The 12,397-nt window shown below is 68.3% G+C and carries 8 protein-coding genes and 1 pseudogene; 7 read left to right on the plus strand and 2 right to left on the minus strand.

Annotated elements, in window-relative coordinates; translation table 11 throughout:
- Positions 1 to 13: 13 nt before the first annotated feature.
- The 3 genes and pseudogenes from BLU62_RS19035 (at position 14) to BLU62_RS19045 (ending at position 2,992) form a co-directional block, all read left to right on the plus strand.
- Positions 14 to 820, plus strand: coding sequence for an enoyl-CoA hydratase-related protein (locus BLU62_RS19035; RefSeq protein ID WP_074853021.1), 807 nt, complete (start codon positions 14 to 16; stop codon positions 818 to 820).
- Positions 817 to 1,943: pseudogene (locus BLU62_RS19040) on the plus strand (acyl-CoA dehydrogenase family protein). The gene BLU62_RS19035 and the pseudogene BLU62_RS19040 overlap by 4 nt, the downstream one beginning before the upstream one ends.
- On the plus strand, positions 1,940 to 2,992 hold the full coding sequence (locus BLU62_RS19045) for an acyl-CoA dehydrogenase family protein (RefSeq protein WP_074851357.1): 1,053 nt from the start codon (positions 1,940 to 1,942) through the stop codon (positions 2,990 to 2,992). The pseudogene BLU62_RS19040 and the gene BLU62_RS19045 overlap by 4 nt, the downstream one beginning before the upstream one ends.
- On the opposite strand, the gene BLU62_RS19050 is transcribed toward BLU62_RS19045, so the two are convergent.
- Positions 2,987 to 6,922: a DUF3376 domain-containing protein gene (locus BLU62_RS19050; protein ID WP_074851359.1), complete on the minus strand. Its 3,936-nt coding sequence runs from the start codon at positions 6,920 to 6,922 to the stop codon at positions 2,987 to 2,989. The two genes, BLU62_RS19045 and BLU62_RS19050, sit on opposite strands and share 6 nt — an antisense overlap.
- A gap of 208 nt (positions 6,923 to 7,130) precedes the next feature.
- Between BLU62_RS19050 and kstD the strand changes: the two genes are divergently transcribed.
- The 3 genes from kstD to BLU62_RS19065 all read left to right on the plus strand — a co-directional run bounded on the left by kstD (position 7,131) and on the right by BLU62_RS19065 (position 10,252).
- A complete protein-coding gene (gene kstD / locus BLU62_RS19055; protein ID WP_074851361.1) occupies positions 7,131 to 8,864 on the plus strand; it encodes a 3-oxosteroid 1-dehydrogenase in 1,734 nt (577 codons plus the stop codon).
- A 3-nt stretch (positions 8,865 to 8,867) separates the two neighbouring features.
- Positions 8,868 to 9,728 carry a MaoC/PaaZ C-terminal domain-containing protein gene (locus BLU62_RS19060; RefSeq protein WP_074851364.1) on the plus strand — a complete coding sequence of 287 codons (861 nt, stop codon included), beginning with the start codon at positions 8,868 to 8,870 and terminating at the stop codon, positions 9,726 to 9,728.
- Between the two features lie 92 nt (positions 9,729 to 9,820).
- On the plus strand, positions 9,821 to 10,252 hold the full coding sequence (locus BLU62_RS19065; RefSeq protein ID WP_074851366.1) for a DUF6918 family protein: 432 nt from the start codon (positions 9,821 to 9,823) through the stop codon (positions 10,250 to 10,252).
- Positions 10,253 to 10,277: 25 nt separating this feature from the next.
- Here BLU62_RS19065 and BLU62_RS19070 read toward each other — a convergent pair whose 3' ends face one another.
- A complete protein-coding gene (locus BLU62_RS19070; protein ID WP_074851368.1) occupies positions 10,278 to 10,475 on the minus strand; it encodes a hypothetical protein in 198 nt (65 codons plus the stop codon).
- A 225-nt stretch (positions 10,476 to 10,700) separates the two neighbouring features.
- Between BLU62_RS19070 and BLU62_RS19075 the strand changes: the two genes are divergently transcribed.
- Positions 10,701 to 12,371 carry an MFS transporter gene (locus tag BLU62_RS19075; protein WP_074851370.1) on the plus strand — a complete coding sequence of 557 codons (1,671 nt, stop codon included), beginning with the start codon at positions 10,701 to 10,703 and terminating at the stop codon, positions 12,369 to 12,371.
- Positions 12,372 to 12,397: the final 26 nt, after the last annotated feature.

Consider the following 12,397-nt stretch of genomic DNA (forward strand, 5'->3'; position numbering starts at 1 on the left):
TACCGTTCTCTTCATGAGCACCGACGCCCCCAACCACGAAGTCTCCGACGCCGGCGATGCCGTCCTCACCTCGTTCGACGGCGGCGTCGGCAGGCTGACGCTCAACAATCCGCGCCGCAAGAACGCGATCACACTCGAGATGGCCGCCGCGATCGAACGGTTCTGCGACGAGGTGGACGCGGACGAGACCATCGGCGCGGTGGTCGTCGACGCCGCCGGTTCCTACTTCTGCAGCGGTGCCGACACCCGCATCCTCGCCGGTGCGTCAGCGGATCCCGCGGCGCCGGAGTCGGTGAAGCAACTGTCGGCCGTGTACGCGGCGTTCGTCCGTGTCGGTTCCCTCCCGGTTCCCACCATCGGCGTCGTGGTGGGCGGGGCCGTCGGCGCCGGTCTCAACCTCGCCCTGGCCGTCGACCTGCTCGTCACCACCCCGGACGCGGTTCTGGACAGCGGCTTCCTCGCCCGTGGCATCCATCCCGGCGGCGGTCACCTGACGCTGCTGAACCGCGTTGTCGGGCGCGCCAACACGATCGCGCTCGCCGCCTGCGGACAGTCGCTCACCGGCGACGAAGCGGTCGTCCGGGGACTCGCGTACACCGCGGCCCCGGCCGAGGAGATCCCCGCGATCGTCGACGGCCTCACCGGTCCCGCCGCCCGCGACCCCGAGCTGACCCGCAAGGTCATGTCGAGCGTGCGCCTCGAGCTCGGTCCGCCCGCGGTGACCTGGGATTCGGCGATCGAGATCGAACGCGGTACCCAGATGTGGTCGATGGCCCGCAAGGGCCAGAACTGGTCGTCGCGGGGACCCGGCCGCTCGTGACCGACGATCAGCTCGCGACGCTGCGCGCCGAGGTCCGCGAGTTCCTCCGCGCCGAAATCGATTCGGGTGCCTTCACTCCCGACGTCGACAGCTGGATGACGGGTTTCAACCCCGCGTTCAGCCGTCGGCTCGGCGAACGCGGCTGGCTCGGCATGACGATGCCGACCGAATACGGCGGACGAGGACGAACCCCGGTCGAGCGGTTCGTAATCACCGAGGAGATGCTCGCGCACGGTGCGCCGGTCGCCGCGCACTGGATCGCCGACCGGCAGATGGCACCGGGCATCCTGGCCAACGGGACCGAGGAGCAGCGACGCCGCTACATCCCCGGGTCTCCGCGGGCACGGTCTACTTCGCGATCGGCATGAGCGAACCCGACGCGGGCTCCGACCTGGCCGGGGTCCGGACCCGGGCCACCGACAACGGCGACTCGTGGACGATCAGCGGCACCAAAGTGTGGACGACCGGTGCCCACATCGCCCACGCGATGGTGCTGCTCGCCCGCACCGACGGCACCGCCGACGATCGGCAGCAGGGACTTTCGCAGTTCGTCGTCGACCTCCCCCATCCCGACATCGAGATCCGGCCGATCCGGAGCATCGACGGGCAGGCCCACTTCAACGAGGTCGTCTTCCACGACGCGGTCGTCGACTCGTCGGCGCTGCTCGGTCGCCGCGGCCACGGGTGGCAGCAGGTGATGAGCGAGTTGGCCTTCGAACGTTCGGGACCGGAGCGCTATCTCACCACGCTGCCGCTCCTGCGCGCCTGGACCGGGCATCTCCGCGAGCAGGGAGCCACTGCGAACCAGCGGGTGACCCTGGGTCGGTTGACGGCGCAGGCGTGGGCCTTGCGTCAGATGTCGCTGCAGGTGGCGCGTGAGCTCTCGGCCGGAGGACAACCCGATGTGCTCGCCGCGATGGTCAAGGATCTCGGTTCGACATTCGAGGGAGACCTGGTGACGGCCGTCCGCGACGCCTCCGGCATCGTGCCGCGCCGCGAAGGCGGCACACATCTCGAACGCCTCCTGGCCCAATCCGTTCTGCACACACCGGCGTTCACGCTTCGCGGCGGAACCAACGAGATCCTGCGCGGTATCGTCGCGCGCGGACTGGGGATACGATGACCGACATCGCCGCCGAACTCCGAGCGACCGTCACCGCGATGCTCGCCCGCATCCCGGTCGACACGCAGACACCGATCACCGCACCCGACGCCGCCGTGTGGGACGCCGTCGTCGACGCCGGGTTCACCGGCGTCGACGTTCCCGAGGAGGCCGGCGGACACGGTGGCGAACTCGGCGATGCACTCGCCGTTCTGGATTCCCTCACCGAGGCCGGGGCCGTCACCCCGTACCTCGAACACGCACTGCTCGCGTCGTGGCTGGCGGGCAGCGTCGGACATTCACTCGAAGGCACCACGGCGACGGTTGCCCTGATCGACGATGGGACCATCCGCACCGACGGAGATCGAATCCTGCTGTCGGGCAACGCCACCGGAATTCCACACATCGACGGGGCGGACATCGTCGTGGCCCTGACGACGACCCCTGACGGTCCGCTGGTCGCAGTCGTCACACTCGAGGCACCAGGCGTCGAGGTCGAGGTCGCGACAGACATGCAAGGAGTCTCATACGGCGACATCGTCTTTCGTGATGCCGAGGCGTCGTTCTCCGCGCCATCCCCGGTCGGGATCGAGGACCTGCGTCGACGCGGTGCACTCGCCTATGCCGTCGCCCTCGCCGCGGCCGCTCGCGAGGTCCGCGAGCGCACGGTCCGCTACGCCTCCGAACGCACGCAGTTCGGGCGGCCCCTGGCGAAGTTCCAGGCCATCCAGCAGCGGCTGGCCGAGATGGCCGCCCAGACCACGCTCATGGAGACGGCCGCACGAGCCGCCACCGAAGCGGCGTCGGGTGACCCGGCCGCAGCCCGCACCGCGATTGCCGCAGCCAAGATCGTGACCTCGCGCTACGCCACCGAGGTCGCATCCGCAGGACACCAGATCCACGGCGCGATCGGCTTCACCTCGGAGCACAGCCTGGGACGGTTCACCTCGGCGCTGTGGACCTGGACGGATAGGTATGGCACCGAACAGGATTGGGCTGCATCGTTGGCCGGAGAGATCCTCGACGGCGGCGCCGACCCGTGGGACGTGATCGTCGCACAGGACTCATGACCGAACCTGCTGGAATCTGGACCGCTCGAGGACCTCCTCGAGCTCCTCGGGTTCCACCCACTGCAGGACCGCACCCACGCCGACGGCCCACACCACCACGGGTAGGAGATCGAGCAGGGGCGACTGCCACCTGGACTCGAGTCCCGCCTGCGCAACCCCGGCCACGACCGCCCACACCGCTGCCCAGCCGATGATGTGTGGCCACCTTGCCCAGCCCCACAGGGACAGCAACGTCAGCAGGAGCACCGTGGCGGCAGCGACGATCCCGGCGACGCCCGGCCGTCGCAACCATTCCGAAGCCGCCGAATCCGTCATCATCGAACTACCGTCGTCACGGACCGAGAACCAGGTCAGGACAAAAACCGCGGCATAGCCGGCCACCGACGCGCAGATCAGAGTGCCTCGCACCCCGTTGGGCCGCAGCGGCTTCGTTCGGACCGTCTGCGCCCCGCGATTGCACCACCACACCAGGCCCGCGAAAAGCGCCACCGACAGCACGAGCGATTCCACACCGAGGGCAGGTACCCCGTCGACGATCGACCACACGGCCCACACCACCGCCACGCTCAGCGCCAGGACCCCGGCGAACATCGCGAGGTGGATGAACCGGCGGGCGGGTTTCCGGCTGGCCGCCAGGGTGTCCGACCAGAGCTTGCATCGCTCGTCGGCAAACCCGACCCCGGCCTTCTCTGTCTCTTTCCCAACGGCTTTCGCGTCCGTTGTCCGCCCGGCCTCGTCATCCTCGGTGCCACGTGGGTTACCCCTGTCGCGGAAGAAGTCGTCAACCTGACGCCACCTCCGTAGCGCGGTGCTCGCACGGTAGATCAGGAAAGCACCGAGTCCCGCGATGACGGCGATGACGGCGATCTGCACACCGACCACGGTGCGCCCCGTACCCAACAGCGCCGATGCCAGAACCACGAGGACCAGGGCGGTCACCAGACGCACGGCGTCCACCGCGAGCGCCGCGATCGGTAGCATCGGCCGGACCGCGACCAGACCGATCCTGGTGAGGACACCCGTGACGGATGCGCTCGATGTCCCCGACGGCCAGAGGGCACGCAGGACCATCGGAAGCACCCGCGACACGAGCCCGAACCGGTAGAGGATCGGCAGGTTCGCCAGCGTCTGGCCACCCGTCTCACGCAGGCGCTCACCCACACTCGTCTGCGACTTGTCCCCCGCCGGTTCGCGCATGACCTCGCTTTGCAGCGTGGCGACGAGATCCGGGTCGGTGTGATCCAGTGGCATGTCGGTTGCCTCGGGAATCTCGGCGAGCATGTTCACGATGCCGGCGGATGCGTCGAGCCTTCCCCAATGCCAGTCGTTTTCACGCCAGTTGCCACTCAGGAAGCCGGCGAAGCGGGCAAGTCCTGTCCCCTGGAGCCGGGTGTCGGCGCGAGCGAGCGTCGACGTCTCCTCGACCACGTCACGCAGTCCGTCCTCCGGGAGGTCGGCCGGGTCGGTGTCGCCGCGGATCCATTGCTGCAGCTGGGCAGCGTTTGCGGTGGAACGGATTTCGGCCAGCTGCTCGTACTCGACCTCGCGCCCTTCCCGCTTGAGCGTTTCGTCGAGGATGCCTGACCGGGTGTCCCCGGTGATCCGGAGGAAGCCGATGGTCGAGGTCGTGCCCGGGATCGCCGCGGTACCGACTCGTCGGACCAATCCGTAGACCGGATTGCCCTCGTCGACCACCAGTCCGGTGTGTAGCAGCGGATAGATCGAGCCGGACCAGCGTTCCGCGTCCGGACCGGGCTGCGGTTCCGGAACCGACCACTCGAGGATTCGATCTCGGTACCCGTTGAGTGCGTCCCAGATCTTCGCGAGTCCGCGATTGCTCGCGTCCAGCCGCACACCCCGCCCGTCGTCGCCGGTGTTCGCCGGCGCGAGATACGCGTAGAAGTCCTCTTCCTTCACCGCTGCCGAGCCGTCCGGAGTGATCGCGCGGTCCACGTCCGGACTCAACGCCAATGTCGACTGGTTCACGATGCCACCGACGATTCGCTCCAAAATACCTCGGCAATCAACCCTGTCACCGGGCGCACCGGAGACGAGTAGGTCGTCGACGGTGATTCGACGCGCCTCGATCAGGACGGTCAGACATCTGTAGAGGCCCCGCTTGAGAGTCCGGAGAGGAATTGCTTCCGGCTTCCGGGCACAGACTTCGAGTGCCTGCAGATTCTGGACCCAGGCGATGAGGAGACGGACTCCCCCGATGGCCGCACCGACGTCACCCTGCGAAAGCACCAGCGCGGTAGCGGAATCGGCGCTCGTCGCGATCTGCTCGTACGCGGTCCTGACCGTCTGTCCGAGCTCGAGCGCGGTAACCCGGTCGACGTGCGGGTACGGCCGCGAAGTGTGCGGAGGCTGGCTCATCGATCGGGCCGGGTCGACGATCAGTTCGCTGAGCCGGTCGACGTCCGCACCCGCGCGGGCCAGGAAGTAGTCCTTCACCGGTACATCCCTCACCTCCCGCCCGGCTTCGAGGACCGCTTTCAGTGTTGCGGCGAGTTCGCGCTGTCGCGACGTCGATCCGAGCACACCTTCGTTGTGACAGCGGATCTCGTCGATCTCGTCGTCGGCACTCTCCACACGCTTCTGCAGGGCGCCGGCGCTGCGGATGACCGCAAGCCAGCCCGTACCGGCGTCGGAGGTGTCAGAGGAGTTCGACGAGCCCGGCTTGCCGCCGCCTTTCTTGCCGTCCGACTTCATGTGAGCTTCCATGCGCGACAGCGATTTCCGCGGAGGTTGCGGATCGAGATAGAGCAGGACGCGGCGTGAAGAACTGGCGGCGGACGCGCGTTGGACCGCACGAAGGGCCCGATCGATCGGGATGTTGTCGAAGACGCCGCCGTCGATCACACGGAACGCCGCATCGGGTTGGCCGAGACGGTCCGGCGTCCCGGGCCCGCGGGCGAACGGAAAGACGTCGGCCATGTTGAGGACCGGCGGCGGCTCCGATTCAACGGCTGTCGACGTTTTCCGCGTCAGCTTCTCCCAGATCCTCGCCCACCATGCCGTCTTCGTCGGGGCGGTCTTCGCCGATGCGCTCACCCGGTCCGGCTCCTCCGGAATCGATTCCGGCGCGCCGGTCACCGAGTGGATGGCCGCGGGCTCGAAGGCACCGGGGAAGGACGAGGTCGCGCGGGCCGCCAGCGCCATCCGGCCGAGCTCGAGTCCGGGACTCGGCGCTGCCTCGCCGTCCCGGTTGCCGGGAATCGTCGAGTATCGCGAGGCCAGGCCGCCGGGGCGTCGCGCGAAGGTGAAGGACGCGCGGTTTCCGATCTCCGGCTGCTCCTCTTCGGTGAGCAGGGTCGCGGCGAGTTCGACTGTCACCGACTCGGCCGCGGCCCACTCCCCGGCAGCACCCCTGGTCTTGTCGGTCGGCCCATGGGCGATCTCGGTCGCCGCCTTCTCCGCCACCTGGAGAAGCCGGCCGTCACCCATCAGGATCGACGGGACCGCGCCCCGACCCGGCTCACGGACGAGGTCCCACAGATCACCGTCGGTGCGCCAGGTCTTGCTGACGATGTGATCAGTGGAGTAACCGAAGCTCTGCGTGAGTGCGAACAGCACCGCGTTGAGGCCGCCAGCGCTGGCTCCGGCGAGGATGTCGAACTCCACCTCGGTGTATCCCGCGGCCGTGAGCCTCCGCCGGTACAGGTGCGCCCGCTTCTGCCGAGGTGTCGCCGAGCGATCGCACTCCGACGACCGCGGCGGCCAGCGGTCGCAGGCACATCGTTCCTTGCCCAGGCTCACGCGCCGTAGGAGATCGAGTTCGGCGACCGCCCCTCCGATCCAGACAGCCATGCTGACCCCGCCACGCATCGCCAGGGCGACGCGCAGCACCTTGCGGGTGGTTGTCGGGACCGGTGGGCTCTGTACCGCGGCACGCGTGCGCGCGGGGGTGGTCCTGTCGTCGATGGTCACGGCAGCCTCGCCTCTCCTGGAGGAAGTGGTCTGTGAATCCCAGGGTCCGCCTCCCCCACCACGTCGACACGAGTACCGGACTACTCGTTTCCGCACCGTTTACGCATGGTGACCGCCGGTTGCACCCGCCCACCCCTGGCGCCCCATTTCTGTAACGTGTTCTAATTCAGGTAGAACACGTTCCAGCTGCGCGCACGAAGGGGACCCCATGGCCGGCTCGTCCGATCCACAACAGACCAGCACCGAACCCGAGACCTACGACGTGGTCGTCGTCGGCGCAGGTGGTGCGGGCCTGAGCGCCGCGATCACCGCGGCCCGCAAGGGCCTGAACACGGTCCTGATCGAGAAGTCGCCCTACTGGGGCGGTTCGACCTCCCGGTCCGGCGGCGGCGTCTGGATCCCCAACAACTCCGTGCTCAAACGCGACGGCGTCAGCGATACGCCCGAGAAGGCGCGCGAGTACGTGCACGCGATCATCGGCGAGCACGCACCGGCCGACCGCATCGACGCCTACATCGATCGCGGACCCGAGGCCCTCGACTTCCTCCTCGAGCACGCACCCCTCGACCTCGAGTGGGTGAAGAACTACTCGGACTACTACCCCGAGGCCCCCGGCGGACGCCTCGGCGGCCGGTCGATCGAGCCGCGGCCGTTCGACGCGCGCCGCCTCGGCGACGACCTGAAGACGCTGCACCCGCAGTACACCAAGGCGCCGCTGAACATGGTCGTGCTGCAGTCCGACTACCGCTGGCTCAACACCGGCCTGCGGCACTGGCGGGGACCGTTGCGCATGGCCAAGGTCGGCAGCCGGTTCTTCTGGGCTCGCAGCCGTGGCAAGAAGCTCATCGCGATGGGTGCGGCGCTGGCCGCCGAACTCCTCATCGGCGTGCGCGAGGCCGGGGTCCCGCTGCGCCTCAACACGGGCCTCGCCGACCTCATCACCGAGGACGGCCGGGTCGTCGGCGTGATCGCGGAGTCCGAGGGCAAGCGATTCGAGATCCGCGCGTGCCACGGCGTGATCCTCGCCTGCGGCGGTTTCGAGCACAACGAGGAGATGCGCAAGAAGTACCAGCGCGAGCCGATCGGTGCCGACTGGACCACCGGCGCACCGAGCAACACCGGCGACGGCATCAACGCCGGGCTCAAGATCGGTGCCGCCGTCTCGCTGATGGACGACGCCTGGTGGGGCCCTACGATCCCGCTGCCGCGCGGACCGTGGTTCGCGCTGTCGGAACGGTCGGTGCCCGGCACCTTCATCGTCAACACCCGCGGCAAGCGCTACATGAACGAGTCGCTGCCGTATGTCGAAGCGGTGCACCAGATGTACGGCGGCGAGTTCGGTCACGGCGAGGGCCCGGGCGAGAACGTGCCGTCGTGGCTGATCTTCGACCAGCGGTGCCGCAACCGCTACCTCTTCGCCGGTATCACTGCGCGCCAGCCGCTTCCGAAGAAGTGGTACGAGTCGGGCGTCGTCGTGAAGGCGGACAGCATCTCCGCGCTCGCCGAGAAGATCGGTGTCCCCGCCGAGTCGCTCGTCGAGACCACCGAACGCTTCAACGGCTTCGCCCGCAACGGCGTCGACGAGGACTTCGGCCGTGGCGCAAGCGGTTACGACCACTACTACGGAGACATCACCAACAAGCCCAACCCGAGCCTCGGCGAGGTCAGCAAGGGCCCGTTCTACGCGGTCAAGATGGTTCCCGGTGACCTCGGCACCAAGGGCGGCATCAACGCCGACGCCGCGGGTCGCGCACTCCGCGCCGACGGGTCGGTCATCGAGGGCCTGTACGCCGCCGGCAACACCAGCGCCCCGGTGATGGGCCACACCTACGCCGGTCCCGGCGCCACCATCGGCCCCGCGATCGTCTTCGGCTACCTCGCCGCCAGCGACATCGCCGCCAAGGCCTCGGCCACCACCCCGACGTCCCAGACAGGAGCCTGAACCATGCCGATCGATCCCGCCGTCGCCGTCGGAGCGGAACTGCCCGAGGTCTCGTTCGAGTGGTCGGCATCGGATATCGCGCTCTACCACCTCGCCGTGGGGGCCGCGACCGACCCGATGAACACCGAATCGCTGGCCTATGTCCATGATTCGGCGCCCAAGGTCCTGCCGACCTTCGCGACCGTCGCCGCCGGTTTCCACACCACCGAACCGCCGAAGGTCTCCTTCCCGGGCGTCGACATCGACCTCGCGAAGGTCGTCCACGGAAGTCAGAAGGTCACCGCGCACCGTCCGCTTCCTCCGAGCGGCAAGGCGACCACCCGTACCCGCATCGCCGAGGTCCAGGACAAGGGTTCGGCCGCCGTCATCATCCAGGAGTCGGTGACCACCGACGACGCCGGGCAGACGCTGTGGACCGCACGGTCGTCGATCTTCGCCAAGGATGAGGGCGGCTTCGGCGGTGAGCGCGGGCAGTCCGAGAAGGTCGAGTACCCCGACCGAGAACCCGACCACCGCCTGCGCATCCCGACGCTACCCAACCAGGCGCTGATCTACCGTCTGTGCGGCGACCGCAATCCCTTGCACTCGGATCCCGAATTCGCCTCGCGCGCAGGTTTCCCGCGTCCGATCCTGCACGGCCTGTGCACCTACGGCACGGTCGCCCGGGCGATCGCCGACGAACTGCTCGGTGGTGACGTCGCCGCCGTCGCGGAGTTCTCCGCGTCGTTCGCCGGCGTCGTCTTCCCCGGCGAGACCCTCGAGGTCGCCGTGTGGGACGACGGCGCCCGCCTGCTGGCCACCGCCTCCGTCGTCGAGCGAGAGGGCGCGAAGGCCCTCGCCAATGTGGTGTGCACCCGTAACTGACTCACCCGGCGGTCACCGGGGGCCAGTACGCTACGAACTCGGACCGGGAGCCGGTCCGCGTGTACTACGTCGCATATCCCCAAGGAGACCGCATGAGCGATTCGCTGACGCCCCTACTCGCCGACAACCGCAGCGCACTGGTGACCGACCTGGTCGGTGTCATCGATGCCGAGGTGGCCGACCAGTCGGGTCTGAGCGGCGCCGCTGTGAAGGCCGCCTACTCGGCGGTGCAGAAGGTGAAGCCGGGTGTTGTCCGCAGCGCCACGGACCAGCTGGCCGAGGACTTCCTGACGGCCCTCGCGCCGTTCTGGGATTCGAAGCCCGCCGGAGTCGCTTTCGGCGATCATCTCTCGGCCAACGGCGACGCCGCTGCCGAGGCACTGCTGGCAGTCACCGACGGGCAGGCCGATTCGGCCAGGCCCGCGCTCGCGAAGGCTTACAACTCGCTGCGCGGGAAGGCCAAGAACTATGTGGTCGCGGCTCTGCCGCGACTCGGCGCTGCCATCGAGAAGCACGTCCGGTAGTCAGCCGGTCTCGCGTCGTCGGCGGTCACACCGCCGACGACGCGATGACGACGAGCGTCACGATGACGCCGATGAGCGCCGCCAGCATCGACAGCACACGCCAGATGTGCAGGCGCGCAGGCGGGACATCGGCGCTGTTCGTGGAAGCGATCGGGGTCGCGCCGGTACTGGGTACTGCAGTGGCGGACGCGACGGGGTTCGACGCGATGTGGGGTGAGGCCATGACCTGTCACCACTTTCGATTATCCGGGGCCAACATCGACCAGTACGGTCTGCGGTTCACCGACCGGAAGAGAGTCGTCCGGTTCTGGTACTGCAGTGATAAATGTGTCATAAGTTACCCACGTTGCGGTGGTTCCCCCCACGCGTGTCGCGATAACGAAACCGCAACACGGCGGTCGGCAACCCTGCGATCCTACGAGCCAGACAACGAAATCGGGGGCGAAACATGAAACTGCTGAACGGCATCCGGATGGATGCCCGCTCCGCCTGGCTCGTACTCGTCGCCTGTCTGTCGGTGAGCATGGTCGTCGCCGCCATGGCGGCCCTGAACACCGCGCTGCCCGACATCGCGATCGACACCGGCGCCGACTCGGGCGAGATGACCTGGATCGTCGACGGCTACACGCTCGCGCTCGCCGCGCTGTTGTTGCCCGCCGGAGCGATCGGTGACCGGTTCGGCCGGCGTGAGGTCCTCATCGTGGGGCTCATCCTCTTCGGTCTCGCCTCCCTCGCCGCGATCTGGGTCGACGGGCCGACGCAGCTGATCATCACCCGCTGTCTCGCCGGTGCGGCGGCCGCGCTGATCATGCCGACGACGTTGTCGCTCATCACCTCCGGCATGCCCGACGGGCAACGGGCCATCGGGATCAGCATCTGGTCGGCCATCGCCGGCGGCGGCGCGATCGCCGGTTTCCTCGTGACCGGACTGCTCCTCGAGTTCTTCTCCTGGCATTCGATCTTCATCACGTTCGCGGCCTCGTCAGCGGTCGCCGCGGCGCTCTGCTTCACGATCGGGACGTCGAAGGACACCGACCCCGGACGCTTCGACTTCCCCGGCACGGCGTGCTCGGTGCTGGCGATCGCCGGTGTCGTGTTCGGCCTCCTGGAGGCTCCGCACCGCGGATGGGCCGATCCTCTCGTCCTCGCCTGCCTGGTGGGCGGCATCCTCCTCGCCGCCCTGTTCGTGGTCGTCGAACTGCGTTCGGCCTCACCGCTCTTCGATGTGCGACTACTCGGCAACCGGGCATTCGGGTCGGGTTCGCTGTCGGTCGCGGTGCAGTTCCTCGCCTCGTTCGGCATGTTCTATCTGGTGCTTCAGCTCCTCCAGCTGGTCTTCGGGTACTCGCCACTGCAGTCGGCGGTGGCCCTCATGCCTTTCGTCGCCGGCGTCGGCGTGTTCTCGCTGGTGTCGAACTGGCTGGCGGTGCGTCTCGATTCACTGAAATTCGTGATCGCCGGTGGCGCACTCCTCTCGGGTGTCGGACTGGTCCTGCTCGGTTCGATCAATGTGGACACCTACTGGACGCTGGCGGCCGTGCTCGCGATCATCGCGATCGGCATCGGCCTGGCCTCGGCCCCGGCCACCACCGCGATCATGTCCAACACCCCGCTGGACAATCAGGGAGTCGGATCGGCGATCAACGACACCGCCCGCGAGATCGGTGCCGCGATCGGCATCGCGATCGCCGGCAGTCTCGTCGCCGCCGGATACAACTCGCGGATCGGCCCCACCGCACAGCTCGCCCGCGAGCAGCTCACCGCGGCCGGCCAACAGCAGATCGCCGCGGGCGACCCGACGGGCGGTCAGGCCACCATCGCCCAGGCCGAACAGGCCGGGACGCTGATCGAGCGTTCTCTCGCCGAGGCGACCGTCGTCGTCGACAGACTCTCCACTCAGTCCGCGGAGCTCGCCGAGAAGATCGCCGAGGGCAGCAAGTCAGCCTTCGATGCCCCGTTCGAACAGGCGTCACTGATCCTCGGCGGCATCATGCTCGTGAGCGCCGCGGTGCTGCTCTGGCTCACACCGCGACGCGTCGTCGAAGGTCCCGTCATCACCAGCCGCACCGGCGACCACGATCCCGATCCGGACCGCGACGACACCTTCGCCCGCGACTGACGCGTAACCTGTCTGCGCGTACCCTT

This window comes from Gordonia westfalica, assembly GCF_900105725.1.
Taxonomy (GTDB): domain Bacteria; phylum Actinomycetota; class Actinomycetes; order Mycobacteriales; family Mycobacteriaceae; genus Gordonia; species Gordonia westfalica.

Coding starts and splice junctions, on each gene's coding strand:
- BLU62_RS19035 (WP_074853021.1), top strand. CDS start 14: ATGAGCACCGACGCCCCCAACCACGAAGTCTCCGACGCCGGCGATGCC.
- BLU62_RS19045 (WP_074851357.1), top strand. CDS start 1,940: ATGACCGACATCGCCGCCGAACTCCGAGCGACCGTCACCGCGATGCTC.
- kstD (WP_074851361.1), top strand. CDS start 7,131: ATGGCCGGCTCGTCCGATCCACAACAGACCAGCACCGAACCCGAGACC.
- BLU62_RS19060 (WP_074851364.1), top strand. CDS start 8,868: ATGCCGATCGATCCCGCCGTCGCCGTCGGAGCGGAACTGCCCGAGGTC.
- BLU62_RS19065 (WP_074851366.1), top strand. CDS start 9,821: ATGAGCGATTCGCTGACGCCCCTACTCGCCGACAACCGCAGCGCACTG.
- BLU62_RS19070 (WP_074851368.1), bottom strand. CDS start 10,475: ATGGCCTCACCCCACATCGCGTCGAACCCCGTCGCGTCCGCCACTGCA.
- BLU62_RS19075 (WP_074851370.1), top strand. CDS start 10,701: ATGAAACTGCTGAACGGCATCCGGATGGATGCCCGCTCCGCCTGGCTC.